Raw genomic sequence first — 24,596 nt, 5'->3', positions numbered from 1 at the left:
GTGGGATCCGTACGGGTGGGCAGGCATTTTCCTGCTCCACGGGAGAACCGGTGATCCCATTGAATCGCTCTGACCTGCGGAGATAGTAGAACTATCCTCCCTTCTCCTTGCACGATCCTCCAGTAAGCCCACCCAGCTCAGGGCATGAGACCCGCTGGCGCACGCACGGGCTGACGCAATCGGACGGCGTCCTTGCTGGGGGAGCGCTCCGAAGTGGCGGCGGTATTCGCGGCTGAACTGTGACAGGTTGTCATGATCGACGCGGTGGCCGGCTGCGGTGACGTCTCCCGGATGGGTGGCGAGCAGCAGCCGCGCCTCCTGCAGCCTGATCTGTCTGTGGAACTGAAGGGGGCTCATCGCGGTCATCGCCTGGAAGTTGCGGTAGAAGTCGCAGACGCTGGTCGCGGACATCCGCGTCACGTCCTCGACCCGGAAGGGCTGCGCGTAGTGCTCGCGAATCCAGCCTACGGCCCGGGATTCGTGGATGAGACTGCTCTCGGCAAGGCCGAGTTGGCGGACTGTGGCGCCCTGGTCTCCGGTGATCAGGCGCAAGAGGATCTCGCGTGTGACCAACGGGTGAGTACGGCCTGGTCGCGGGGTCCGTCGAGCAGACGCAGCAGCCGGACCACCGCATCGAGCAGCGCGGGCGGAGCATCGCTGACGATGATCCCTGACGGCGCACCTCCGTTGGTGCGGGTGGTGTCTCCGGACCCGGCTGCAACAGCAACTCGGCGACAACCGGTGGTTCCAGCACGAGTCCGAACCCCAGCGCCGGCTGCTCGGGGTCAGCCCGGGTGAACTGCCCGCTGACGGGCGGGGTGCTCGTCTCGTGCTGGTCGTCGGCGGCAGTCCGCGCAGTAGATCGTTTGCCAGAGCTGGACGGGTCGCTGATTCCTACTCCCTGGGGTCAGGCGGCCTTCTACCATCCGAGACACGGACCCCGAGCTGCTGGAACGGATCACCGCGCGGCGTGCGGAGCTGGACGAACGTGAGGAACTGCTCGCCAAGCAGTTGGCGGAGGTGCGGGCCGAGCGGGACGAGCTCGCCGTCGCGGAAGGGGTTCTTCAGCAGGTGAGCGAACAGCTCGCCAACGAACGCGCCTCGGCTGCGCAGACCGCCGGGCAGGTGGGCGGACGAGCGGTACTGCTGATCCCGCACCGAACGCCGGACATGGAGGAGACCTTGCTCCAGCCGGACTATCAGCGCATCCTGGCCACCGTGCGGCAGGCGGCCGGACCGGTCATGGCCCGGCGGGGTCGGCGACGCCCTGGGAATCGATGTCAGCGTGCGGTCCAAGCTGGAGCCGCTGCGCGGGAAGCTGGTCAGGCTCGTCGACCGCGGCTGGCTGCGCAAGTTGCCCGACGGCCGCTTCACCACCCGCTTGTGACCTGCCCCGCCGCCTGGAACCGCGCGGCACGGGCGTAACCGCGGCGCCCTCGGCAGCCGTTGGAACTGTGTGACGCAAACTGAAAAGCACGCCGAGGAGACCTGCCCGCTTGTCTACCAGTGCCGCCTGCAGGTGTCCACGCGTACCGTCAACCGCCTCGCCGATCTGTCGTGGCAGTGGGGGAACGGCTCATGGAGGTCTTCGCGCGAGTATCCGGGTCGGATCCACACCCTCCCCGGGCCCCGGTGAGCGAACCTCGGTGCGACTCGCACCCCTCGACCCCTCGCAGTGGCGGCACCTTCGGCTTGGCCGAACGATCGCCATGCACGGGGACCGGTCACCCCTTCTGTAGGATACCCGAGGGGGTATCTCTAAGGAGTGTGGGTTGTGGAACTGGCGATGGCGGCTGAGGAACTGAAGACGGTGGTGAACCGGCTGCGCCGGGCGCAGGGTCAGATCGCTGGTGTGATCAAGATGATTGAGGAGGGGCGGGACTGCGAGGACGTCGTCACCCAGCTCGCCGCTGCGGCCAGGGCCCTGGACAAGGCCGGTTTCGCGATCATCGCCACGGGGCTGCAGCACTGCCTGACCGACGCGGACATGGCTGCTTCCGGTGACCGGGAGCAGATGCGTATTCGACTGGAGAAGCTGTTCCTCTCTCTGGCCTGACCGTGGTGCCGGGACGCCGGATCACCCGCCCGGTTCGGCGGTCGGCCACATGGCCTGGCAGGTGAAAGGGGAGGGATCCGGAGCCGGGCCCCTCCCCTTCGTGGTGTGGTTCAGCGGTTGCGCAGCGCGGCCAGCGTGTTGTCGAGGTCGGCGGCGCGGGGGCGGTTGTGGGGGAGCCTGGCGAGCATGGCGGCCATGCCGCAGGCGTTGGTCAGGGCAGAGAAGACCAGACCGCCCGCGATGCCGGCCGAGATGAGCTGGAAGGCGGGGTGGACGACGAGCCCGAGCAGCAGACCGAGCAGCACGATCACTCCTGCGGTGAGCCTTACCTGCCGCTCCATTGCCCAGGTGGCACGGGAGGTGCCCTGGGGGCGGTGGAGCTCGTGACCGTCGGCCGCCCAGGCGCCGGTGCCTCCCGACAGGGTGGCGGCGGTGACGCCGTTCTCCGCGAGGATCTTGCAGGCGTTCTCGGAGCGGGCGCCCGAGGCGCAGACGACCAGGACGTCGCCGCGGGCGGTGGCGTGACGGATGTCGGGCAGTGCACGCCGGATCTGGTCGAGGGGGATGTTGAGCGCGCCGGGGAGATGGCCGCCGGCGTATTCGCCCGGGGTGCGCACGTCGATGATGGTCAGTTCGTGCAGACGCGTGCGCGCCTCGTCAGTGGCGAGGGCCGTGGGTGTGGTCATGGCAGATGTCATCCTGGTGCGTCGGAGTGTGCTGAGCTTGATCTGACGGGAGCCGGCTGAAGGCGGTCCTGAGGCGCGGTGGGGCTGGAGAAGCTCTCCTGGTCCCTGGTCTGAGCCGGTGGCTGCCCTCGTCCTCAGCGGACCCCATCAACGAGCATGAAGACCGCCACCGCCAGCAGGACGCCGGCGAAGATCTTCTGAAGGGTGGTGCCGGAGATCTTCGTTGCGAGGCGTTTGCCATCCCAGGCGCCGAGGATCGCGGCTCCGGTGAAGGGGCCGATGATCTCCCAGTGGAGCCCGGTGCCGGTGCCGGTGCGAGCGGTGAGCGCGGCAAGTGAGTTCACGGTGATGACGAGCAGGCTGGTGCCGACCGCCCGGCGCATGGCCAGTCCCAGGACGCTCACCAGGGCGGGCACGGCGAGGAATCCCCCGCCGACCCCGAGAAAGCCCGTCACTGCGCCGAGTCCGGCACCGGCACCGGCTGCCTTGCCGGGACGGATTCGGTCCGGCGGCTCGGACGCGGACGGACGCAGCATGCGCAGGGCCGCCAGCGCGGCGATGACCGCGAACGCCGCCGTCAGTACCGCTTCGGGCAGGCGCCCGGCGACGGCGCCGGCAAGGAAGGCGGGGAAGATGCCCGCCGCGGCGAACAGCGACCCTGTCTTCCACGCCACGTTCCCGTCGCGGGTGTGCGCGTACAGGGCGGTGGCGGAGGTGGCGGTGACGATGATCAGGCTGGCGGTAGTGGCGGCGGCCGGACTGAAGCCGAGCAGGTAGATGAGTGCCGGCACGGCAAGGACGCTGCCGCCGCCGCCGAGGGCTCCGAGGGCGAGACCGATGACGGCCCCGGCGATGAGGGCGAGGACGAGTACGGTCACGCTATCTGGCCGCTGTTCCCGCGTTCGTCGACGACCGGGTGTCCGGCGGCGGCCCACGCGTTCATGCCGCCCACGACGTCCACCGCGTGCGCTCCGCGTTCGGTGAGGAGCTTCGCGGCCTGCTGGGAGCGGTGTCCACTGCGGCAGATCACCACCAGCGGACGGCCCACGACCTCGGCGGGCAGGGTGGCGCCGGCGACCAGTTTCGTCAGCGGTACGTGGACGGCGCCCGGGGCGTGGCCCGAGTTCCATTCGGGCTTCTCACGGACGTCCAGCAGGACCGCGTCGGGCCGGTCGCCGCTGGTACGGCTGCGCGCCGCGTCGACCGTGACACGGGGCCCGTTTCGGCGAAAGAGGAACATCACACGCTTCCTTCCATGCGGGGGGACGGCCGAACTCAGGCGGAGACCAGAGGCAGCCCGGCATCCGTCGCGGCGTCGAAGCCGTCGTCGACGGCGACCACGTCGCGGCCGGCGGCATCGAGCAGGGAAGCGGCGATCGCCGCGCGCATCCCGCCCGCGCAGTGCACCCACACCGTCCCGTCCGGCACCTCGCCGATACGGCCGTGCAGCTCGTGGATCGGGATGTGGACCGAGCCGTCGATGTAGCCGCCTGCGCGCTCCGAGTCCCGGCGCACGTCCAGGACGACCACGTCGTCGCCGCGCCGACGGACATCGGCGAGGTCGGCGAAGCGTGCGCGGGGGAAGGAGGCGAGCTGCTCGCCCTCACGGATCCAGCCGGCCGGGTCGCCGGTGGCGGCGGCGGCCGGGCGGTCGACGCCCACCCGGGCCAGCTCCCGCTGCGCGCCGGCGATCTGTGCGGGGGTATCGGCCAGCAGGGTGACGGGCTTGCCCCACGGGATCAGCCAGGCCAGGTAGGTGGCGAGCTTGCCGTCGCCCTCGAAGTTGAACGACCCGGCCACATGCCCCTCGGCGAAGGCCATGCGGCTGCGCAGGTCCACCACCCACTCACCGGCGGCCAGCCGGGAGGAGATCTCGCCGGCATCCGCGCGCCTCGGCGGGGTGAGGTCGACGGGGGCGGGACCGGTGGCGTTGGCCGGGCTCATGTGCGCGTAGTAGGCGGGCACGTCCTCCAGTCCGGCGAGCATCCGCTGAACGAAGGTGTCCACGTCCAGGGTGAGCGCGTCGTTGCTGGTGCGTTCCTTGCCGATCGTGGTCGCGTCCCCCTCGGCCTGGGCGGAGGAGCAGAAACTGCCGAACCCGTGGGTGGGCAGCACCGGCACCTCGTCGTCCAGCTCGGCGGCCAGCCGGTGGGCAGAGGCGTGCTGGGCCCGGGCCAGCTGCTCGGTCAGCCGAGGCTCCACCAGGTCGGGGCGGCCCACCGTGCCGATCAGCAGCGATCCGCCGGTGAACGCCGCCACACCGCGCCCGCCCTGCTCCAGGACGTAGGAGGTGTGGTGCGGAGTGTGCCCGGGCGTGGCGATCGCACGCAGGACCAGACCCGCGTCCACGTCCACGGTGTCGCCGTCGGCGACCGCGGTGCGGGCGAAGGACACGTGCGCCGCGGCCGGCACCAGATAGGAGGCGCCGGTGGTGCGGGCCAGCTCCAAGCCACCGGTGACGTAGTCGTTGTGCACGTGGGTCTCCGCAACGTACGCGATGCGCACCCCGCGCCTGGCGGCAGCGGCGATCACCTGGTCGATGTCGCGCGGCGGATCGATGGCCACCGCGGCAGCGGCCCCGCCGGCCAGGTAGCTGCGGTTGCCCAGACCCTCGAACTCAAGAGTGTCGACGAAGAACACGACTGCGGCTCCTCCATAAGAACGGTGTACCCCGGGGGGTATTTGCCGCCCACCCTAACAGCAATACCCCGGGGGGTATTTTTGGGAGGTCACGGGGCATCTTGCGGAGGGCAAGAAGGTGCGCCTTGTGCTGTCCACGGGGCCCCTGAGCTGGATGATCGTGCCGAGCGGGCCCGGGCGGCCGAAACACGCGCCGGGGGAGGGGGCCGCCTACGCGCCGGCCTGCCGCCCGCCCAGGCGCACGGAGCTGCTGTCGCCGACCGGGCCGCGCGAGCGATGGCGCACCACAGCGATCCGGGCCTATGGCGCCGAGGCCGCCGACCGGTTGGCGGAGCGGGCGCGGGCGGCGGCCGGAGCGGTGTGGGCGCGGATGCGGCCGGTGGTCGACATCGCCCTGGCGGCCGTCGACGTCGTCGCCGTGGTGTACGTGATGCGCGGCGCGTTCAAGCGCCACCACCCTGCTCGCCGACGCCCGCCGTCACCTCTCCGTTTCCCTCCTCCAGTGACCCCTGCGGCATCACCGCGCGCAGGAACAGCGCGCCAGCTGGCGCCTCCCAGCGCCGATGACCCTGCGCATCGCCGGCGGTTTCGGCTGGCCCCACAGCCGCCACACCCGGCCGCCAGCCCCCATTGGCCAGCCCGAGCCGTCCCCTCCACGTGGCTGGGCTTCCTCGGCCTGCCGCGCTGCGGCTTTTCCACCGACGAGGTCGAAATCATCGGAGACCGTGATCGGCCGGGCGCTACGTGGAGCGACTACCACCGCGACGATGTCGCACCGTGCTGGCATCTGCTGCCCGGACTCACCGGCACATTGTGATCAGTTCCGCTGGTGGACGGCGGCATTGACCAGCAGATGGGCCAGGTCTGAGGGCAGGCCGAGGTTGTGTTCGAGCCAGGCGGCGTCGTGACCGTGGGTGGCGAGGATCCAGGCGGTGTAGAGGCGGTTCAGGCTGGGCGCGTCCGGCCTGAGCAGGAGTGGGCGGACGGCGTCCATGGGGAAGCCGCCCAGGGCACCGGTGGTGAACCATGACTCGTCGACCGTCGCGACCGGTTGTCGCCCGGCCTCTTGCTGGGCCCGGTGGTGGCTGTGCAGCATTGCGGCGACCGCTACGAAGGCGATAGCAGGGGCTCCGACCAGGGCGCCGGCGACAGTGGGCAGATCGGCGCGTGGGGCGGTGGCCGGCGCGGTCATCTCCAGTGCGAGGAGCAGCAGGACGCCGAGTACGGCGGCTCCCTCATCGGTGTGCGGGTGGGGGAGAGGCCTCACGCGTGACGAGGCCGGCGTTGCGCCGGCCACCGAGCTGGGCCAGTTCAGCACCGGCGGCCCCGGGGCCGGGTACGACTCACGCACCGGGGCCTTCTGACCGCTGGGACGGGACCGGCGGCCCCCTGACCGTTCCCGGGCGGACTCGCCCATCCGTCCGGCTCGGCGCAGCCTGGGAGGCGTGATGCGGGCGCCGATCGTCGTGCACCGGCCTTCCTCCTCGGGCGGCCGGAGAGCCACCGGGCACCGCCACGGCCACGACGAGTTCCTCGGCACCGCCTACAGCGACCATGACCCGGTGATGTTCCTGGAAAGCGCCGGCGTCGCGGACCCCGATGCGCTCCTGGACGACCCCGCAGTGGGTGCAGTGGCGCGGTCGCCGGGCTCACGAGTTCGGCGCTGCATGACATGGCGGACAGACGCTGGTGCCCGCCGCCTGTTCCGACTCGCGGCCGGCCGTCGGGTCAGGGCGGTTGTTTCGCTGGTCATCGGCGCTGAGGTAGCGGAGCGCCGGTCTACGGGGACGGCTTCGTGGTCCGAAGTGTGTGGGGCCCGACTTCCTCGCCAGGCCCCACGGGGCAGGCCGGTGAGTGGCCGGCGCACTTCGTCGCCTTCGACCTGCTGCGCCTGGAGGGGACGGACACCACCCGGTGGGCCTACCGGCGCCGACGACCACCTTCGCCGCAGAGGCCTCCCGACTGCGAACCGGCAACGCACCCGCGCTTGGTACCCGGAGGTTCCGCCCGGCCGAAGGGCCCGACATTGAGGGCGACTTCCACGACGTCTTCTCCCGAGGCGACGGCAGCAGAGCCTTCATCCTCGGTGACGTCCGCGGGCGCGGTGTCAGGACCGCTACCACGACGGCTCTGGTCCGGCACACCGCTCGCGCCGCCACCCCACTGGTCGATGACCCGGTGCGCATCGTCAAGGCCGTCGACAGAGTTCTCAACGACCGCAACGCCGACCAGAACAACGGCTTCGTGACACTCGTCTACGGTCATCTCACACCGATCGCCGACGGACTCGCCGTCGACCTCGTGAGAGCCGGCCACACGCCGCCCCTCCTGGTGGGCGCCGACCGCGTAGTGGCCCCCGTCGAGGCGCCCGGCGGCCTGCTGTTCACAGTGGTTGGTGAAGAAGCGAGACGCGATCAACCCAGACCTGCGGCTCCATCAGCCACCTCTTCCGTCGGCGGAGGCGGTTGCTGTCCGGAAGGTGCGTCGGTAGGCGAGCGGTGAGACTCCCAGGTGGGCGTGCAGGTGCTGGCGCAGCGAGGCGGCAGTTGCGAAGCCGATCTCGGAGGCGATCTGGTCCACGGTCAGGTCCGTGGATTCCAGGAGGTTCCTGGCGTGTGCGAGGCGCTGGCTGGTCAGCCACTGGCCGGGGGGCAGGCCGGTCTCGGCGTGGAAGCGGCGTACGAAGGTCCGCAGGCTCATGTGGGCGTGCTGGGCCAACTGGTCCACGGTGAGTTTTTCCGCCAGACGTTCCAGGGCCCATTGGCGGGTGGCTGCCGTGGACGCGGCGGGATCGTCGGCGACGGGCCGCTCGATGAACTGGGCCTGTCCGCCCTCGCGGAAGGGCGCCACTACGCAGCGTCGTGCGGCGCGGTTGGCGAGCTGCGCCCCGTGGTCCGCACGGATGAGATGGAGGCACAGGTCGACGCCGGACGCGGCACCCGCCGAGGTGAGCACATCGCCGTCGTCGACGAAGAGCACTTCCTCGTCAAGGCGCACCTGAGGGAACCAGCTCCGGAACCGCTCTGCGCTCTCCCAGTGACAGGTCGCCGGACGCTCGTCGAGCAGGCCGGCTGCTGCCAGTACAAAGCCTCCGCTGCAGATGGAGGCGATCCGGGCACCGGGGCGGAGCCTGGCGAGCGCGGCCGCGACCTCCGGGGCCGGCTCTCGTGTGAGCCGTGTCGTCTCGATCGGCGTGACGATCACGGTATGCGCTGATTCGAGCGCCTCCGGACCGTGTTGGGGAATCACGGCGAACCCCGCGTTGGTCTCGACGGGACCGCCGTCGACGGAACAGACGACGACCTCGTACTTGTCGTCCGCGGCGCCCAGGACGCGGGCCGGTATGCCCAGCTCAAAGGGGTAGACGCCGTCCAATGCGAGGACGGCGACCTTGTGCGGCGACTCGGAACGACCCATGGCAGAATTCTATCGGGTAATGACATATCTGCCGCTGGCCTCGGGCCCCGCGTGAAGCGCAGGATGTTCTCCAGATGCCGATGACAGGCACTTTCACCACTTCTGCTGCTGTTCCAGCACCTATGCCCATGGTCCAGGTGACTGAGAACTGCCGCGCCCCGACCCTTCAGGCCCGTGGGGGCTGGGGGCTCCGGCTTCGGAGCCGGTCCATCCCCGCGGGCTCGTGCGAAAGGTGTGTTCCATGGCCAGGCAAGTGCAGTTCGACCGGCTCGGCGGCCCCGAGGTCCTGACGGTGCGCGACGTCGAGTTGGGTTCACCCGGCGTAGACGAGGTGCTCGTCCGGGTGGAGGCGATAGGTCTGAACCGGGCCGAGGTCATGTTCCGCGAGGGCAGCTACTTTCTGCAGCCGTCCTTCCCCAGTACCCTCGGCTACGAGGCCGCGGGCACCGTGGAGGCGGTCGGTGAGAACGTGGCCGGCCTCGCCGTGGGCGATCCGGTCGGCGTCGTCCCCGCGTTCTCCATGAACGACTACGGCACCTACGGCGACCACGTCATCGTCCCGGCCGGCGCCGTCGTGCCGCGCCCGGAAGGCATCGACCCGGTCCGTGCGGCCGCCGTGTGGATGGCGTACATCACCGCCTACGGCGCCCTCGTCGACGAGGGCGGACTGCGCGCCGGGGACTATGTGCTGCTGTCGGCGGCCGCCGGCGGTGTCGGCCTCGCCGCCATCCAGACCGCCCGCCGCATCGGCGCGGTCTCGATCGCCACCACCCGCCGTGCGGACAAAAAGCAGGCCCTGCTCCACGCGGGTGCCGATCACGTCATCGTCACCGACGAGGAGGATCTGCCGACCCGGGTCAAGGAGATCACCGGAGGTGAAGGCGTCCGGCTGGCTTTCGACCCCATCGCAGGACCCGGTGTCGAGACCATCGCCGAGGCCATCACCCCCGGCGGCCGACTGCTGATCTACGGCGCCATGGATCCCCGGCCCACCCCGTTGCCGAACGCGGGGCTCTACCCGGACCTGAGCACCGGCATGTTCACGATGTTCCGGGTCACCGCCGATCCCGAACGGCTGCGCCGCGCCGTCGCGTTCGTCGACACGGGCCTCGCCGACGGCTTCCTGGCACCCGTCATCGATCGCACCTTCGATCTCGCCGACATCGCCGAAGCCCACCGCTACATGGAATCGGGCGCCCAGGTCGGCAAGATCGTCATCACGGTCGCGCACGACGACACCGCCGCCTGAACCCGAACGCCCCCGGGCAACGGCATGACGCAACTTGCCCACCGGCATCACGCAGGCGCTACCGGTGCGCACTCCCACCCGTTGCAAAGGACAGAGCCATGCGCGCGATATTGCAGGACACGTACGGAGGGCCTGAGGTCCTCACCGAGGCCGAAGTCCCGCTCCCCGAGCCCGCCGTGGGCGAGATCCGTATCCGGGTCAGGGCCGCGGGAGTCAACCCGACCGACTGGAAGCACCGGGACGGCTCCCTCCCCTACGACCACGGGCTGCCCGCCATCACGGGCTGGGACGTGGCCGGGGTGGTCGACAAGGTGGGCCGCGGCGTCACTCTGTACGACCAAGGCGACGAGGTCTTCGGCATGCTGCCTTACCCTTACGCCTCCGGCGGCTACGCCGAGTTCGCCACCGGCCCGGCCCGAGCCTTTGTCCACAAGCCCGCCGGCATCGACTTCGTCCAGGCGGCTGCCCTGCCGCTGGCCGCGCTGACCGCCTGGCAGGCACTGCACGACACCGCCCACGTGCGTGGCGGGCAGCGTGTGCTCATCCAGGGCGGGGCCGGTGGTGTGGGCCATCTCGCCGTGCAGATCGCCCATCACCTGGGCGCCCAGGTCACGGCCACCGCTGCGGCGGATGACGCCGACTTCGTTACGTCGCTGGGTGCCGACCAGGTGGTCGACTACCGCACCACCGCCATCGGTGACGTCCTCTCCGGAGCCGACGCGGCCCTGGTCCCACTTGCCGGACAGTCCCGTCTCGACTCCCTGCGCACGATCCGCCGCGGCGGGGTCCTCGTCTCCCTCCTGGGCGCCGACGAGGAAGCCCTGACACTGGCCGACCAGATCGGTGTCACCTACCGCAGCCTCATGGTCCAGTCCGACCACGCCGGGATGCAGGCCATCGCGCAGCTGGCCGCCCGAGGCGCACTGCGCGCCAAGGTCGATTCGGCCCTGCCGCTCGCCGACGCGGCACAGGCCCACCGGCGCGGCGAGGCCGGTCAGATCGACGGCAAGCTGGTCCTCGTCCCCTGAGCGGGACACCCGACCCGGCGAGTCGCCCCGCGTCACCTCTACTGATCGGCTCCCCCTCCATGCACCGCATGACCGCCCGCAGCCGCCATGAGGAGCACCGCACCTCCACCCCACTGGAACTGCTCTTCGACCTCTGTTTCGTCGTCGCCGTCGCGCAGGCCAACACCCGACTGGTGCACTCTCTCGCCGAGGGCCACTTCGAAAAGGGGATCACCAGCTACTTCGCCGTGTTCTACGCCATTTGGTGGGCCTGGATGAACTTCACCTGGTTCGCCTCGGCATACGACACCGACGACGCCCTGTACCGGGTGGCCACCCTGGTGCAGATCACCGGTGTGCTGATCCTGGCCGCCGGGGTGCCACGCGCCTTCGACCAGGGCGACTTCATGGTCGCGGTCGCCGGGTACGTCGTGATGCGGCTCGCCCTCACCTTCCAGTGGCTGCGCGCCGCTCACGACGCTACCCACCCTCAGGAACGCCAGGTCGCCCACCGCTATGCGGGCGGTGTCGTGCTCTGCCAGTTGGGGTGGATCATCATGCTGTACCTGCCGGCGGCCGGCCGCGGTTACTTCTTCGCCGCGCTCGTGCTGGCCGAGTTGTCGGTGCCCCTGGTCGCCGAACGCAACCGCGCCATCCCCTGGCATCCGCACCACATCGCCGAACGGTACGGCCTGTTCACCCTGATCGTGCTCGGTGAGACCGTCGCCGGCGCGGCCGTCGCTGTCCAGAACGCCCTCGACGGCCACGCGGCACTCAATGCGCTGCTGCCGCTGGCCGCAGGCTGCCTGCTCATCGTGTTCACCGCATGGTGGCTCTACTTCGCGGTCCCCATCCACAACTACCTCGTCTCCAACCGCCAGGGCTTCCTCTGGGGCTACGGCCACTACCTCGTCTTCGCGTCCGCCGCCGCCATCGGTGCCGGCATCGAGGTCGCCGTCCAGCAGGCGGCCGGCACGGCGAAGATCTCGGCGCAGACCGCGGCAGCCGCCGTGACCGTTCCCACCGCACTGTTTCTTCTCGTGGTGTGGCTGCTGCACTCACGCCACTTCAAGACCACCCTCACTCAGCAGCTCACGATGCCCACCGGCGCGCTGGCGATCTTGCTGTGCACCTTCTCCGGGCCGTCCGCGGCCCCGTTGGCCGGTGCCGCCGCCGTCCTCACCGTCGGCGCGGGCGGGCTGCTGCTGCGCCGCCACCCACACCGGCACCTGGACGGGGACCCACCCCACGACACGGCCAACCACGACCGCACCCCCGAGGCCCAACACCAGCCTCGGCCAGAGAGGAGACAACACTGACGAAGCGCCGAACGCACGACGCGCAGCGCGGGCCCGACCGAGACCCATCTGAAGATCAACCGACGGGGGTGCGCGGCAGACAGCGCGCCCGTGCACCGAGAGGAGGACGGGGTGACCTGGCCACTCGGGGCCGCACCCCCGCCAAGCCATGCGTATGGAACCGATCCGACCGGATGAGCTGACCGACGACAATCGCACCCTGGAGGCACGCATCCGCGCCGTGGTGGAACGCGACCTCACAGCGTTCACCAGCGTGGACGACGACGGGGCCCTGATCGGCCCGTTCCCGGCGCTTCTGCGGCACACTGAATTCGGCGGGCCGCTGTTCGGCTGGAGCGAGGCCCTGTTCACCGACTCGGCGATGACCCCGCGCGTGCGCGAAGTCGTGATCCTCACCATCGGTGCCCGGCTGAACGCCGCCTACGAGCTGTACTCCCACGCCCGGGTGGCCCAGGCCGCCGGACTGCCCGACACCGCCGTCGCCGACCTGGTGGCCGGGCAGCGACCGGCCGACCTGCCGCGCGAGGAACTCGTCGCTCACGACGTGGTGACGGCGCTGTACCGGGGCGGCCCGCTGCCAGGGACCACCTACGCCGAGGCCCTCGCCGTGTTCGGCGAGGACGGACTCGTTGAGCTGGTGAACCTCACCGCCCACTACGTCGCCGTCTCCATGCTGCTCAACGCCTACGACGTCCCCGTGCCCGCCGACGGCGTCTAGGACGAGAACCACCGCACCCAACGCGATGTCAGGCGAGTGCCAGACCCGCCGGGCACAAGACGGCGCATGTGCGGGCGAGGCGAACAGCACCGGACCGCGACATCCGGGGGCTGTCCATGAAGGGCCAGCCGTGCACTGCGGCCAGGGGGCCCGCCACCCAAACCATCAGGGCCCATCAAGCGCCCGGCCGCACCACCCCACCCCTGGCCGGGTCCGCCGTGCCGTGTCAGGCCGTATGCCGCCGGCCGGGCCTGCGCGGGTCCCGGCCGGGCAGGCCCTCAGGCCGCCGGCGATTTGGTGACCTGCCTGCGCCGTGTCCCGCTGCGCCTTCCGCCCCCCGGGCCCGCACGCGCCCGGCTGTCCCACCGGCGACCCGCTCGTGCTCGGTGCCCGTGCCGCCATCCTCCCGCTCCCGCTGCGCCCGTGTGCCGTCCGGCGGCCGGCCATCCGCCGCACCGGCCCCCTCGGGCCGGCGGCCGGACGGGCCCCGCTCCCGGGCCGTCGGCCCCCGCGCCCGCCTGTCTGGGCCCGACCGTCCTGCGCCGCCCGCCGCCGTACTCCCCGCGTCTCCGCGCCGCCCGCGCCGGACCCCGCCGTGCTGCGGCCGCGCGGCGCCGTGCTCGAAGGCGGCCTCCCGCCGCCCGGCCGTCTCGCCTACCGCGCCGTGCCGGTCCCTGGCCGTCCGGAGGCTTGCGCCGAGCTGCGCGGCGTCCTGGCGGCCCGGCCGCGCCCGTCTGTCCTGCGTGCCGCCCCAGCTTCTCGTCCGTGCCTCCGCGTCTCCGCGCCGCTGTCCGGCCGCCTGGCGAGCCCGCGCCCGTCCCGCCGTGCTGGTGCCGTGCCGCCCGTGCCCCGGCCGCCGCGCTGTTCCGGTCTGCGGCGGCCCGTCCCGCAGGGTTGGGCCTGCGTCCGCCGTCCCGCCCGGCCGCCCGCCCGCGCCACGCCGCCGTCCCGCTTCCTCCCGGCCACCCTCGGCCGCCCGGCCGCCGCTGCCTGCGCCGTACGGCCCCTCCGCGCAGCGGACCGGACCGCCGGACCGCCGGGCCGTGTCGTGCCCACATCGGCCTCGCGGCCGCGCGGCGGGCCGTCTCGCTGCGCGCCGGACCGCCGGCCACCGACAGGGCCCGCGCGGGTCCCGCCCCCGGCCCACGCTGCGCCCGGTGGCCGTGCGGTGCTGTGCCCGGAGGCCGCCCGTCGCCCGGCCCGGCCGTCCCGCCGTCCGAGCCCGCCGCCGTACTTCCCGTGCCTGCCGTCCTGGGGCCACCCGGCAACGCCGCGCCGGCGCCATGCCCGCCCCGCGCCCCGCACCGGCGCGGACGCGGCGGTGCGGCGGCGGCTGGGGCGCAAGGACGAACAGACCTTGACCGACGCGCTCGAGAACCCCGACGGTGACGCTCTCCACCACCGCCCGTACGCGCAGGCCGAAACGGAGGATGAGCGGGGCCGTGCCGCTGAGCGGGACGTGTAGCGCCCGGTGTGCAAGCGGTGCGGAAGGAAGTTCACCGACCGGCGGTGGGAGGAGACCACTGCGCACCGGACGGCCTGGAAGGCCGGGGACCTGTCCGTGTGCGGAACCTGCCACCCCGACGACGTCGCCCGCGAGGAAGCCGCCGTTGAAGCTGCCCGCCTTCAGGCCTCCGCGCACCCGGAGCCGGAGGACGATCGAGAGCCGGGCCGTGGCCGCGGCTGGTTCCGCCGGCGGTCCTGATGACGGGGTACAGCTGGCCGGCCCTCGCCCGGCGCTACGGTTCGACCCCCGCCGCCCGGTGCAGAGGGAGGGGGAGGCGCTGGAGCCCGCCGCACTCCGGCGCCTGGTCCTCGCCGCCGTCGCCCCGTACATCGGCCGCGACGTCCTCGCCCGGCAGATCGCCCGTGAGGAAGAGCAGCGCCGCGCCTTGGCTGCCTTCTTGGGTGGCTGGGACGTGGCGGGTGGGGGAGTACCGGCGTAGCGCTGGACGGGTGCCCGCAAGCTTGGGCAGGCGCGGGTGCCGGGCGCAGGGAGTGGTCGGGGATGATCGCGTGGACGGAGGCCGTGGTGTAGAGCGCGACGTCGACGGCCCCGGCCCGGCTGGTGCCGAAGCGGACCTCGGTCGACTGCGGGGAGCGGACCCGTCCGAGGCGGACCATGGGGTCGAAGTCGGCACGTCGCGCCCGGAGGCGGGTGCCGGCCTATGGGGACGGTCGGCGGTGCCGGGCGAGGGAAGAAGTGTCAGGGCGTACGGCACTGTGACGACGGCGGATCGAGCCGGTGCCGGCGGTTCCGGGGGCGGCTGTCCGCGCGGCCGCCTCCGGCGCGCAGTGGATCGACAACATCCCGGTCTCATGTATGCAATAGCCGTGACAATTCGGGGCGGATCCGCTTGGCGAGGTATGCGTGGCCGGCGTTCGTGGGATGCACCTCGTCGCTTCCGATGAATTGGTGAGCGGATCCGGTGAACCACCCACGGTGCACTGCGGACACGTGAGGCAGGTTGAGTTGCTTTGCCGCGGCCGAGACCGCCTCGTCGATCGGGTGAGAGCGGATCGGTCGCCGGAACGCGTAGATGGGCCCGATGACCAGAATGCGTGCGTGGGGCAATCCCACATGCAGACGGCGCAGGGCGTCTACCGCGGCGGCTCGGGTCTTCGTCGGGCTGGTGTCGTTGCGGGAGCCCTCGACCACGACCACATCCGGCTTCGCGGCGATAGCCTGCTTGATCCGCTGTGTGTACGGCCGTCCGCCTTCTTGCCGGCCACCGGTGGTGTAGCCGGTGCCGCCCTTGGCGTCGAGCTTCAGCGTCAGTCCCAGTTGTCCAGCGACCAGTGAGGGCCAGCCGTGCGACCCTTTACCGCCCTGGGCGCTGCCGCCGGCAAGGCTGTCACCCAGGACATACAGCCTCAGATGTGGGGCGGTGGTCTCGGCGTGAACGTTGACGCCTGCGGCCAGGAGGGAGCACAGCAGGCTCGCCAGCACTGTTGCGCGGCCTGTCAGCCGGAATGCACGCATGCCCATGTTCTGAAGGTAATGCGTCTGACGGAGGTTTCACCAATGGGCTGGCCCGAATAGGGCACCGTGGGAGCGACCACAGCATGCACCGGCCGGATGCGGGGCGCGCGCAACTCTGCATACGAGTTCAAGTTCAGTCGACAATTCGCGGCCGTGGGCCGTCTGGCGACCCGACGCCGTCCCGTGGGGCACTCCACAAGAACTGGCCACTTGCAACGGTGTAATCCGTTCCGCGTCCACCTGCATGACTGCGGGTCACTCGTGGGAGGGAGTTCCCGGCGCCGGTGTCCGCGGGCTGACTCGTCAGCCCGCAAGCTCACTGATGTGCGCTGTCCGCAGCGCGGAAGTCAGTCCGTCGTCAGGGCGGGTAGATACCGCTGCCTGCGCTTCAGGAGGCTGAGACTCCAAAAGGAGTCAGGACAGGTCCTGGCAACCCGGTATTCGCGATGCAGCGCGGTAACAAGCACTCCTCCCTGTTATCGCAGTTGGCCGGTTCCCTTCAGGTCGGGAATCAAGCGGCCGCTCCATATTAGGAAAGGCAACAGGATGTCACGCTTGGCGCTTTCAATGCTGCAGTGGGTCCGTCCGGGTATGGGCGCCTTCACCTCTGCCGCCGCCATCATGGCCGTCGGCGTGTCCGGGCCTCCCGCTACGGCTACGGAGCCGCCCTCCGTTCCCCATGCACAGGCCAGTGGAGCCCGTGCGTCGCGCGCGGGTGGCGCACCCGCGGAGATCAGTACGCTCGCGGACAAGCTGACGACACCCTGGGGGATCTCGTTCCTCCCGGGCCACAAGGCGGCGCTGGTGACCGAACGTGACGCCGCCGTGGTCTGGAAGATCGCCCGGGACGGCGCCAAGAAGAAGGTCGGCACCGTGCCGGGCGCGGTGTGGAGCGACTCGCGGGACAAGGGCGGCCTGCTGGGTGTCGCCGTGTCCCCAACCTGGAACGGGACCACCGACAAGGACGTGTTCTTCATGGAGACCACGGCCAAGGACAACCGCATCGTCAGGATGCGCTTCGACGGCACCAGACTGAGCGGCTCCACCCCCATTCTCACGGGAATCCGCAGGGACCCCAAGGACACCAGGCACAACGGCGGGCAGATCGCGTTCGGACCCGACGGGTACCTGTACATCGCCACGGGAGACGCCTCGGAGCGCAAACTCGCCCAGGACAAGAAGTCGCCCAACGGAAAGATCCTGCGGATCACCAAGAACGGTGCCGCGGCCCCCGGGAACCCGTTCGGGAACCGCGTCTACAGCTATGGCCACCGCAATCCCCAGGGACTGGCCTGGGACCGCGCCGGCCGGCTGTGGGAAACCGAGATCGGCGCTGAGGAGTGGGACGAGCTCAATCTCGTCAAGCCGGGCAAGAACTACGGCTGGCCGACCTGCCAGGGCAACTGCTCGGCCTCCGGCATGACGAACCCCAAGATGGTCTGGGATCCGGACAAGGGAGGCGTGCCTGCCCAGATCGCGGTCGTCAACGATGTCATCTACGCCACCACGCTGAGCGGCCGCCGGCTTTGGCGGATGCCGATCGACGCCACCGGCCAGGACGTCGAACACGCCACCTCGTACTACGACGGCACGTACGGCAGGCTGCGGGCGATCGCCAAGGTTCCCGGCGCCGACCAGCTCTGGATGGGCACGACCGACCAGGGCACCGGCAAGGACCGCATCCTCAAGGTGACCATCAGGTAGAGATCGGAATCGGTCCCCAGAGCGAGCGGGGCGCGTAATCCGAACAGCTCGGCGACCAGCATGATCGGCGGAACACGAGGGAGCACAAGGAGCTGTCGCAGCGCGAGCTGACCGCCCTCGTGCCACCGCCGCGAGCAGGCGGGTCCAGGGAGAGACTCAGTCCAAGAAGGTCGCGGTGCTGCGGGGCCTGATCCGCTCGTACGTGTGTTTGTTCGCAGGTGGTGGCGGCTACGTCGGCAGGCTTCGGCAGGCTGTAGGGCGACGCCCGCGACAAGCCCCGGCCTGAAGAAGTGGTGTGGGGCCCAGCCTCAACACGCCGGGCCCCCCGGGGCCAGGCGTGACGGCTGGCGCATCGGCACGGCCAGTTCCCGGTCTGACATGACAGCCGGGGCTCGGCGGTTCCGCGCTCCGATCGCACGCCGCGCGGACCGCCGTCAGACCGCCCGCGCGGGGCTGGACGTCGGCGACGATGACGATACGGCGCTGTCCGCCGCCGGCACCGTGTACGAGTTCGCGCGCGAGGCGGAAGCGGTGCTGCGCCCGCTGATCGACGGGCGGACCGTGGACCTGGCCACGCTCGCCGAAACGGCCGACCTCGCCCTGGAGGACGTCGCCGGACTGATCCAGGAGCTCGTTGCCGGCAGGCCGCAACGGTGAGGAGCCTGCTGTGGCAGCGAAGCTCGCTCTCGGTACCTACCGGTGCCGGGCGATCCCGGAGGCGGCTGCCGCGCGGCCGCCTCCGACGCGCGCCGGCTCGACACCGCCCCCGACTATGCCACCGGCCGGGCGCAGGCCCTCCTGGCCCCGGCCCTGGCCGCCCACCCGTTGCTGAACATCCCGCCCCTGGCGGGTCCGCACCGGCGTCAACATCGTCCTCGGCTTCCTCCAGGCCCCGGGCGCCGCGCTCACCGCCGACGACGTCGCCGTACTGATGGAGGTCAACCTAACTTCCTTGTCCGCGGCAGAGTTCGAGACCCTGCCCCTCAACGCGGTGGCCGACGCGGCGACCGGCAAGCAAGACTTCGAACTAGTCGCCGGGCTCATAGAGACTCGCCGACGACCGCGACGAAATCGCAGTCAAAGTCTTCCGTTCGTACGCCTACAAGGGCGGCCAGACCAGGGAGGCTCACCGCACCGGTGCGCACCTATCCGGTGCGGTGGTCAACGGTGCAGAGCCACCACGGTCTCCGCCACTGCACGGGCCCGCTCCACCTGTTCGTCGCGCTGCGCCCGCAGAGCCTGGAGGCGTCCGTGGGGGCGTCGGCGAGGACCTGGCCGACGAAGTGCGCGAGGGTGCGAGCGATCCCCGGCGCGGCAGCCGCGGGGGCGTGCGCGACCCACTGGCTGATCGCCGTCAGGCAGATACCGTAACGCCCATCAGCATGCTTCCCTATCTCCCCGCAGGCAGAAGCGCGAGCCTTCCTCACCGCAGCGTTTTCCCGCCCGCACCCAGACCTTTCGTACAGCCCGGAAAAGCAGAGATCCCGTCCGATCGAAATGATCGGACGGGTACAACTCCCGGACTCTGGAAGCCCGCCGCTCGCGGCCCCGCCGGACCGGCCGCTGACGACAGCAGCCGCCCCACGCCCCGCCGGCCACACGTTCGTCGGCGTGGAACCGTCCCACCACTCCGCTGCACCTGGCGTCCGCTGACGTGTCGGCCGCGGTGAACCGGCGTCCGTTCCTGCCCAACAGCGGGGATCCCACCTCGTCGAAGGCCGACGCCCGCCTGCGCTCACAGCAGTCCGGGCCGCTGCCACTCGTGACCAAGGACGTGGTGGTCGAGGAAGTTCAGGAACGCCTCGTACCAGACCTGGATGTGGCCCGGGGAGAGGATCCAGTGGTTCTCGTCCGGGAAGTACAGGTACTTCGCAGGCACCTCGAACCGCTGCAGATCCTGGAAGAGCGCGGCGCCCTGGCCGACCGGCACGCGGTAGTCCTTCGCGCCGTGGATGACCAGCATCGGCGTACGGATCTTCGCGGCGTCCAGGTACGGGGAGTGCGCCTCGTACCGCTCGGGCCGGGTCACCGGGTCCCCGAAGATGCACTGAAAGTACCAGGGCGCGTCGGTGTCGCCCTGGAAGGACCGCAGGTCCCAAAGGCCCGCGTGGCTCACGATCGCCTTGAACCGATCTGTGCTCGTGGCGACCCGGTTGGCCATGTAGCCGCCGTAGGAGCCGCCCCCGAGCGCGGTGCGCGCGGCATCGATGTCGTCACGGGCCTCGGTTGCGTCGGTCAGCGCCATCACGTCCGTGTACGGGACCCCGCCCCACTGCCCCCAGCCGCGCCGGTGGCCCTGCTGACCGTAGCCGGTCGACAGGGCCGGGTCGGGCAGCAGCACCGCGTAGCCGCGGGCCGCGAACGGCCATGGGTTCCACCGCCAGGTCCAGCCGTTCCAGCTGCCCTGCGGCCCGCCGTGCACGGCGACGAGCAGCGGCGCGGGGTTCTCGGCCGACGCGCCCTCAGGCAGCACGAGCCAGCCGCGCAGCCGGTACCCGTCCGCCGCGTCGGCGTGCACCTCGGTGAGGGTGCCCGGCAGCGCGTCGAACGCACCGGGGGCGGGCAGCTCGACCGGCGTCTGGTCGGCAACGCCGGCCTCGAACCTGACCGGCCGCGGCGGGGAGTCGATCGCGTTGCGCAGCGCGTACAGCGTCCGCCCGTCGGGGGCCACGCAGAGCGAGCCGTACGCGCCCGAGGCGGTGAGCCTGGTCACGGTGCCGTCCGCGTCCCGCCGGAAGACGGGCGCGTGCCCCTCCACATCGGCCGCGAAGAAGAGGGCGTCGTCGACCGGCGAACAGACGGCGCCGACAGGCCAGTTGTCGAACCCGGGCAGCAGATCGACGGCCTTACCGCCGTCCACGCCGACCCGGACGAGCGTCATGTCCATCGACTCGTCGTAAGTCGGCCACGTCATCCGCGAGCACACGACCGCCGAGCCGTCGTGCGTGAACACCGGCGCCTCGTAGAGGTGCTCCACATCGCCCAGGACGAAGACCTCCTCGCCGGTGGCCGCGTCTGCCACCACCACGGCGGTGCGGTTCTCGGCGGGCACCCGGCCGGGTACGAACCGGGTGTAGGCCACTCGCGTCCCGTCGGGCGACAGCGCCACGTCCCCGGGGTGCTCGAGGCCGACGCCCTGCCCGCCGGCGTCGACCACGGCGCCCTCGGCCTCCGCGCGCACGAAGGTGTGCTGTTCCTCGGGGCCGAGATCGCGGTCCCAAGCGCGGGTCGGCCCGGCCTCGTACAGGATCGCGGTGACCTTGGCGTCCTTGCGCGCCGTGCGCAGCTTGCCGTGTGCGTCGGCGTCGGCGGCCCCGGGCAGCAGCCCGGCGGTGTAGGCCAGCGCGCCGGAGTCCCGGGCGACGGTGAACGCGGTGATCCCGCCCGGGTGCCGGGCCACGACGGCGGCCTCACCACGCCCGGGCAGCGCCCACAGCGCGGCACCCTCGTGCTTGTCCTGATCACTGTCGTCCTCGCGTTCCGACAGGAAGTACAGCACCCCGTCCGGGCCGAACGCGGGCCCGGACTCGCCCTTCCGCGACCGGGTCAGGCGCAGCGCCTCGCGCTCCCCGGCCGGATCGATCTCCCACAGCCCGGACACGAACCTGGTCCGGTCCTCCGACAGCGTCTGCACGGTGGCGATGAGACGGCCACCGTCGGCGGACAGCGCAAGGGAGTTGATGCGAGGCTGGGCGAGGAACGCGGGCAGGTCGTGGAAGGCGGTCGTGCCACCGGGGATCGCAGACATGCGGACGATTCTTGCTCGCGAAGGAGGCGGTGAACAGCGGATTACGGGCGCCGCCCGCCAGGGGTGCCTGCCGCCCGTCCGGCGAAACGCAGAGATCCCGCCCGATCGAAGTGATCGGACGGGATCCCGTCAGCCGTCTACGAGCTGACTCGTGAACGATGTCGCGCCCGCCGCCCTCCGACTTCGAGAGGACGACGAGTGCCCCACGCGAATGCGCCCCTGAGAGGTCGTTTTATCCCGGTGTTTTATCCCGGGATCTGTTGTTTGGTCTGTGGTGTCGGGTCGCGCCAGGAGATGGTGTTCTCGCCAGTGAGGCGGCGGACCCTGAGGTCTGTCATGGCGAGGGGGATCATGGCTTCGGACCGGGCGGACAGGGTCTCGTAGTCGCGGGCGAGACGGCGGCGGAGCATCAGCCGGCCGTAGGTCCGCTCGACCGCCCAGCGCTTCGGGATCGGGGGGAATGCTCACCCCGGGACGTCCTGAGGCAGCAGATTCACTCTCACGGCCTTCGTCTTGATCAGTGCACCTTGGTCGGAGCACATGATCAGACGAAGGCCGCCTCACTGTCCGGCCAATGCCCATCTCAGCGACACAGTTCGAAGCACATTTCGACACCGCAGGTCAAAGAGCAAGCTCAGTAGGTGTTCTTCTTCTTCGAGCCGACGAGGCCGAACTGTTCAGGGCGGTCCGGATGCCGGAGTGTGCCCGGTTGGTTTCGTAACCGAGAGTCGACACCGTTTGTCACCGAGTTGGGAAGCGCTTGTCGATTGCAGAGCCGGAAAATGTTGGTGCGAAATGACACCGGTGCGAGATGGGTGAACCTGCGTCGCCGCGCTGCGCGGCTGTTGCTAAAGGGGCCCGTCACATAGGGGGCGAGAGCCGTACTGGCTCTGAGGGCCACCGGGCATCGTCACGCAGGGGCGTCACCATGGTCCGCAGCGGCATGGTCACCAGGCGGCCTTCGGGTTGTTCGACGAATACGTCCTTGTCGAGCGGGTGCCATCCGAGGCGCTGGTTGAGCGACACGAGGGGAGGCCGACAGAAGAGGAGTGCGTGTTGAGGACCCATCGCTCGGGCGTGGTCCAGGGCAGCTGTGACGACGAGGCGAGCGAGGCCCTGACCTTGCATGCCGGGGGAGACGGCCACCCCGCCGACGCCCACCACCTCTGTCTCGGCGCCGCCGATCGCAACAGGCAGTCGCAGCAGGCCGGCGTGTGCCACGAGGCGGCCGTCGTGCCGGATGCCGAAGTGCTCTTCTTTCGGCAGCCAGGTCAGACCGGTCCGGGCGACACCGAAGGGATCATCGCTGTTGCCAAGGATCTCCTCCTGGTCCGCCTTCGTGTACTGGGCGAGCCGCACCACAGTTGGTGCCACAGTGGATCGGTTCTCAGTCATTCCCACATGACGATCTCTCCGCCGAGCACCGGCCCAGTGCTGTGACCGCGAAGGTTCACCGGGTTCGCTGGCCGCTGCGACCGCTGAACTGGTTGGATTACGGCCGACAATGAGGTGTTCGGTCCGGGGCGTGCAAGGTTCCCCCGCGATCCTGCGTCGGGAGGGCACATGCAGCGCGGCGAGGTCTGGTTGGCGGACTTTGACGAGCGGCGGCCGGTGGTACTGCTGTCAGGAAGCGAAGCGTCTGGGTTCCGAGCGATGCAGGTTGTCGCTCCTGCGGGGACCGAGATCAGCGGTGTGGCCGTCGAGGTGGCAGTGGGGGCGCCCGAGGGGCTGCCTCTCGAGGGCGTCCTTCGAGTGGCGCTGCCACGTCCCGGTCTTGTCCCGTGCACGTGGCTCGTCACGCTGGCCAAGGAAGATCTGACCGAGCAGGTGGGAGTCCTGTCGTCAGCGAAGCTCGGCGAGATCGAGGATGCCCTCCGTGCCGGTGGACTCGAGCAGACGGTGCACTAGGCTGCTCGCCGACCTCACCGTGTAGCACGGATGCCCGCGATTCTCGCAGGTCAACGTGGCTTCTTCGCCCACTGGCTCGTTCGGGGCCGACCGAACGGGGTACGCCGCACATCGGCGCGTGAGCCGTGTAGGCCGATCGGGTGCCGTCTGGCCGTGCAGGTGCGCTGGGGGATAGTGGCGGTGATCGTTGAGGGGAGGCACCGCCGGGAGGGGGACGCTGAACCACAACCCGCGGCTGCGGCGACGCACCGCCTCGTCAACACCGGATTGCAATCCCAGCTGGCGCGTCTGCTCCCTGCGAGCGATCGGATGGACGCGGTCGCTGCCCGTCAACAGCGGTGTGAAGGCCGCCCGGGACTGCACCCGGACGCACCTGGCCGCCCTGGGCTGGGAGCGGTCCGTACCGGATCTCGTGGACTCGGTGATGCTCGCGGTGTCCGAACTGGCCACCGACGCCCATCTCCATGCCCGCCGCACCGCCCGGTTCATCCTCACCCGGGATGAGGAATGCCCGCTTGTCACCGCGCGAGGCATGCCGACAGGGCCCGAGCCGAGACGGCCGGGCCCTGCTGGGTGGATGCGCGCTCAGGTCACCATCGGTACCAGCGGCCACGGCCACCGCCGGCACTGGTGGAGCGCATGACGAAGCCGAGCAGCCATACGACCAGCACGGCGAGGGCCACCCACCAAAGGATCTTGACGGCGAACCCGGCGCCGAAAAGGATGACCGCGAGAAGCAGGACCAGAAGCAGGGGAACCATAGTTATCGACCTCCTGCCGGCCCGTCTTCCCTGTCATTCCCTCAATATTCGGCGTCGCGGCCTTGTTTGTAGAGGGAAAGCAGGGGCACGAGCCGGTTACCGCAGCCGCGGTCCTGAAGCTATGAGGAGGCGTTGTTCTGTGACTGCCGACGAGAAGGCGAAGGCGAAGACCGAGCAGGCCAAGGGCAAGGCCAAGGAGGCCCTGGGAAGCGCCGTGGGCAACGACCGTATGGCCGCCGAAGGCCAGGCGGAGAAGAGCACCGGGGACGTCCGTGAAGCCAAGGAAAAGGCAAAGGACGCCTTCAAGCACTGACGCGCCACCACCCCCGGAAGGGCCCCCTTACGAGGGGGCCCTTCCGGGCTTGGCCGGGGCACGCCGGTTCGTCGCGCGGGTGACAGC

Annotated in this window: 22 protein-coding genes and 3 pseudogenes; 12 read left to right on the top strand and 13 right to left on the bottom strand. The window is 70.6% G+C overall.

Translation table 11 applies throughout. The features are described from left to right. Nucleotides 1–137: 137 nt before the first annotated feature. Together ACZ5DC_RS31185 and ACZ5DC_RS31180 are read right to left on the bottom strand one after the other, a co-directional pair. Nucleotides 138–814: pseudogene (locus tag ACZ5DC_RS31185) on the bottom strand (AraC family transcriptional regulator); the annotation flags it as partial. Between the two features lie 80 nt (nt 815–894). Then, complete coding sequence (locus tag ACZ5DC_RS31180; protein WP_468658212.1) at nt 895–1,296, bottom strand: hypothetical protein; 402 nt, start codon at nt 1,294–1,296, stop codon at nt 895–897. A gap of 478 nt (nt 1,297–1,774) precedes the next feature. Between ACZ5DC_RS31180 and ACZ5DC_RS31175 the strand changes: the two genes are divergently transcribed. Continuing rightward, nucleotides 1,775–2,056, top strand: a complete 282-nt coding sequence (locus ACZ5DC_RS31175) for a metal-sensitive transcriptional regulator (protein WP_468658210.1) — start codon at nt 1,775–1,777, stop codon at nt 2,054–2,056. A gap of 110 nt (nt 2,057–2,166) precedes the next feature. Here the strand turns inward: ACZ5DC_RS31175 and ACZ5DC_RS31170 are convergent, their stop codons facing one another. From ACZ5DC_RS31170 to ACZ5DC_RS31155, 4 genes are all read right to left on the bottom strand, one after another. Next, nucleotides 2,167–2,742, bottom strand: a complete 576-nt coding sequence (locus tag ACZ5DC_RS31170) for a rhodanese-like domain-containing protein (RefSeq protein ID WP_468658208.1) — start codon at nt 2,740–2,742, stop codon at nt 2,167–2,169. Between the two features lie 134 nt (nt 2,743–2,876). Further along, entirely contained in the window at nt 2,877–3,620 is a 744-nt protein-coding gene (locus tag ACZ5DC_RS31165) for a sulfite exporter TauE/SafE family protein (protein ID WP_468658206.1), read from the bottom strand. After that, nucleotides 3,617–3,982, bottom strand: a complete 366-nt coding sequence (locus ACZ5DC_RS31160) for a rhodanese-like domain-containing protein (protein ID WP_468658204.1) — start codon at nt 3,980–3,982, stop codon at nt 3,617–3,619. The genes ACZ5DC_RS31165 and ACZ5DC_RS31160 overlap by 4 nt, the downstream gene beginning before the upstream one ends. A gap of 35 nt (nt 3,983–4,017) precedes the next feature. After that, nucleotides 4,018–5,382 carry an MBL fold metallo-hydrolase gene (locus ACZ5DC_RS31155; RefSeq protein ID WP_468658202.1) on the bottom strand — a complete coding sequence of 455 codons (1,365 nt, stop codon included), beginning with the start codon at nt 5,380–5,382 and terminating at the stop codon, nt 4,018–4,020. A 187-nt stretch (nt 5,383–5,569) separates the two neighbouring features. Here ACZ5DC_RS31155 and ACZ5DC_RS31150 point away from each other — a divergent pair. Beyond that, nucleotides 5,570–5,879 (top strand): annotated as a pseudogene (locus ACZ5DC_RS31150) (MobF family relaxase); the annotation flags it as partial. 320 nt (nt 5,880–6,199) lie between these two features. On the opposite strand, the gene ACZ5DC_RS31145 reads toward ACZ5DC_RS31150, so the two are convergent. Continuing rightward, nucleotides 6,200–6,649: a hypothetical protein gene (locus ACZ5DC_RS31145; protein WP_468658200.1), complete on the bottom strand. Its 450-nt coding sequence runs from the start codon at nt 6,647–6,649 to the stop codon at nt 6,200–6,202. Nucleotides 6,650–7,407: 758 nt separating this feature from the next. On the opposite strand from ACZ5DC_RS31145, the gene ACZ5DC_RS31140 reads away from it, so the two are divergent. Further along, nucleotides 7,408–7,884, top strand: a complete 477-nt coding sequence (locus ACZ5DC_RS31140) for a PP2C family protein-serine/threonine phosphatase (RefSeq protein WP_468658661.1) — start codon at nt 7,408–7,410, stop codon at nt 7,882–7,884. Here ACZ5DC_RS31140 and ACZ5DC_RS31135 read toward each other — a convergent pair. Then, a complete protein-coding gene (locus ACZ5DC_RS31135; protein ID WP_468658198.1) occupies nt 7,819–8,799 on the bottom strand; it encodes a GlxA family transcriptional regulator in 981 nt (326 codons plus the stop codon). The genes ACZ5DC_RS31140 and ACZ5DC_RS31135 overlap by 66 nt on opposite strands. A gap of 241 nt (nt 8,800–9,040) precedes the next feature. Here ACZ5DC_RS31135 and ACZ5DC_RS31130 point away from each other — a divergent pair, with 241 nt between their 5' ends. The 5 genes from ACZ5DC_RS31130 (at nt 9,041) to ACZ5DC_RS31110 (ending at nt 15,038) form a co-directional block, all read left to right on the top strand. Beyond that, nucleotides 9,041–10,048 (top strand): zinc-dependent alcohol dehydrogenase family protein, encoded by a 1,008-nt coding sequence (locus ACZ5DC_RS31130; protein ID WP_468658196.1) that lies wholly within the window; start codon nt 9,041–9,043, stop codon nt 10,046–10,048. Between the two features lie 98 nt (nt 10,049–10,146). Further along, complete coding sequence (locus ACZ5DC_RS31125; RefSeq protein ID WP_468658194.1) at nt 10,147–11,076, top strand: NADP-dependent oxidoreductase; 930 nt, start codon at nt 10,147–10,149, stop codon at nt 11,074–11,076. A gap of 68 nt (nt 11,077–11,144) precedes the next feature. After that, complete coding sequence (locus tag ACZ5DC_RS31120) at nt 11,145–12,374, top strand: low temperature requirement protein A (RefSeq protein ID WP_468658192.1); 1,230 nt, start codon at nt 11,145–11,147, stop codon at nt 12,372–12,374. Between the two features lie 154 nt (nt 12,375–12,528). Continuing rightward, the gene (locus tag ACZ5DC_RS31115) at nt 12,529–13,092 is read left to right on the top strand and encodes a carboxymuconolactone decarboxylase family protein (RefSeq protein WP_468658190.1); all 564 of its coding nucleotides are present in this window, start codon (nt 12,529–12,531) and stop codon (nt 13,090–13,092) included. A gap of 1,763 nt (nt 13,093–14,855) precedes the next feature. After that, a complete protein-coding gene (locus ACZ5DC_RS31110; protein WP_468658188.1) occupies nt 14,856–15,038 on the top strand; it encodes a hypothetical protein in 183 nt (60 codons plus the stop codon). Nucleotides 15,039–15,409: 371 nt separating this feature from the next. On the opposite strand, the gene ACZ5DC_RS31105 is transcribed toward ACZ5DC_RS31110, so the two are convergent. Beyond that, nucleotides 15,410–16,081, bottom strand: a complete 672-nt coding sequence (locus ACZ5DC_RS31105) for an SGNH/GDSL hydrolase family protein (protein WP_468658186.1) — start codon at nt 16,079–16,081, stop codon at nt 15,410–15,412. 540 nt (nt 16,082–16,621) lie between these two features. Here ACZ5DC_RS31105 and ACZ5DC_RS31100 point away from each other — a divergent pair. Both ACZ5DC_RS31100 and ACZ5DC_RS31095 read left to right on the top strand, forming a co-directional pair. Then, on the top strand, nt 16,622–17,779 hold the full coding sequence (locus ACZ5DC_RS31100; RefSeq protein WP_468658184.1) for a PQQ-dependent sugar dehydrogenase: 1,158 nt from the start codon (nt 16,622–16,624) through the stop codon (nt 17,777–17,779). Nucleotides 17,780–18,157: 378 nt separating this feature from the next. Continuing rightward, entirely contained in the window at nt 18,158–18,436 is a 279-nt protein-coding gene (locus tag ACZ5DC_RS31095; RefSeq protein ID WP_468658182.1) for a winged helix domain-containing protein, read from the top strand. Between the two features lie 1,078 nt (nt 18,437–19,514). On the opposite strand, the gene ACZ5DC_RS31090 is transcribed toward ACZ5DC_RS31095, so the two are convergent. The 3 genes and pseudogenes from ACZ5DC_RS31090 to ACZ5DC_RS31080 form a co-directional block, all read right to left on the bottom strand. After that, a complete protein-coding gene (locus ACZ5DC_RS31090) occupies nt 19,515–21,527 on the bottom strand; it encodes a S9 family peptidase (protein ID WP_468658180.1) in 2,013 nt (670 codons plus the stop codon). Between the two features lie 245 nt (nt 21,528–21,772). Then, nucleotides 21,773–21,988, bottom strand: a pseudogene (locus ACZ5DC_RS31085) (transposase); the annotation flags it as partial. 400 nt (nt 21,989–22,388) lie between these two features. Next, nucleotides 22,389–22,922 carry a GNAT family N-acetyltransferase gene (locus ACZ5DC_RS31080; protein ID WP_468658178.1) on the bottom strand — a complete coding sequence of 178 codons (534 nt, stop codon included), beginning with the start codon at nt 22,920–22,922 and terminating at the stop codon, nt 22,389–22,391. A gap of 168 nt (nt 22,923–23,090) precedes the next feature. Here ACZ5DC_RS31080 and ACZ5DC_RS31075 point away from each other — a divergent pair, with 168 nt between their 5' ends. Further along, nucleotides 23,091–23,435 (top strand): type II toxin-antitoxin system PemK/MazF family toxin, encoded by a 345-nt coding sequence (locus ACZ5DC_RS31075; protein ID WP_468658176.1) that lies wholly within the window; start codon nt 23,091–23,093, stop codon nt 23,433–23,435. A gap of 590 nt (nt 23,436–24,025) precedes the next feature. Here the strand turns inward: ACZ5DC_RS31075 and ACZ5DC_RS31070 are convergent. Then, nucleotides 24,026–24,196 carry a hypothetical protein gene (locus ACZ5DC_RS31070; protein ID WP_055495969.1) on the bottom strand — a complete coding sequence of 57 codons (171 nt, stop codon included), beginning with the start codon at nt 24,194–24,196 and terminating at the stop codon, nt 24,026–24,028. Between the two features lie 139 nt (nt 24,197–24,335). On the opposite strand from ACZ5DC_RS31070, the gene ACZ5DC_RS31065 reads away from it, so the two are divergent. Beyond that, on the top strand, nt 24,336–24,509 hold the full coding sequence (locus ACZ5DC_RS31065; protein WP_468658174.1) for a CsbD family protein: 174 nt from the start codon (nt 24,336–24,338) through the stop codon (nt 24,507–24,509). The last annotated feature ends 87 nt before the right edge of the window (nt 24,510–24,596 follow it).

It is taken from the genome of Streptomyces sp. NPDC031445 (assembly GCF_055581365.1).
The sequence above is the reverse complement of the archived record's forward strand: the minus strand, read 5'-3'. Positions and strand labels throughout refer to the sequence as shown.

Coding starts and splice junctions, on each gene's coding strand:
- ACZ5DC_RS31160 (WP_468658204.1), bottom strand. CDS start 3,982: ATGTTCCTCTTTCGCCGAAACGGGCCCCGTGTCACGGTCGACGCGGCG.
- ACZ5DC_RS31170 (WP_468658208.1), bottom strand. CDS start 2,742: ATGACCACACCCACGGCCCTCGCCACTGACGAGGCGCGCACGCGTCTG.
- ACZ5DC_RS31130 (WP_468658196.1), top strand. CDS start 9,041: ATGGCCAGGCAAGTGCAGTTCGACCGGCTCGGCGGCCCCGAGGTCCTG.
- ACZ5DC_RS31070 (WP_055495969.1), bottom strand. CDS start 24,196: ATGGTTCCCCTGCTTCTGGTCCTGCTTCTCGCGGTCATCCTTTTCGGC.
- ACZ5DC_RS31095 (WP_468658182.1), top strand. CDS start 18,158: ATGACAGCCGGGGCTCGGCGGTTCCGCGCTCCGATCGCACGCCGCGCG.
- ACZ5DC_RS31100 (WP_468658184.1), top strand. CDS start 16,622: ATGTCACGCTTGGCGCTTTCAATGCTGCAGTGGGTCCGTCCGGGTATG.
- ACZ5DC_RS31105 (WP_468658186.1), bottom strand. CDS start 16,081: ATGGGCATGCGTGCATTCCGGCTGACAGGCCGCGCAACAGTGCTGGCG.
- ACZ5DC_RS31135 (WP_468658198.1), bottom strand. CDS start 8,799: ATGGGTCGTTCCGAGTCGCCGCACAAGGTCGCCGTCCTCGCATTGGAC.
- ACZ5DC_RS31080 (WP_468658178.1), bottom strand. CDS start 22,922: ATGACTGAGAACCGATCCACTGTGGCACCAACTGTGGTGCGGCTCGCC.
- ACZ5DC_RS31120 (WP_468658192.1), top strand. CDS start 11,145: ATGACCGCCCGCAGCCGCCATGAGGAGCACCGCACCTCCACCCCACTG.
- ACZ5DC_RS31075 (WP_468658176.1), top strand. CDS start 23,091: ATGCAGCGCGGCGAGGTCTGGTTGGCGGACTTTGACGAGCGGCGGCCG.
- ACZ5DC_RS31125 (WP_468658194.1), top strand. CDS start 10,147: ATGCGCGCGATATTGCAGGACACGTACGGAGGGCCTGAGGTCCTCACC.
- ACZ5DC_RS31090 (WP_468658180.1), bottom strand. CDS start 21,527: ATGTCTGCGATCCCCGGTGGCACGACCGCCTTCCACGACCTGCCCGCG.
- ACZ5DC_RS31115 (WP_468658190.1), top strand. CDS start 12,529: ATGGAACCGATCCGACCGGATGAGCTGACCGACGACAATCGCACCCTG.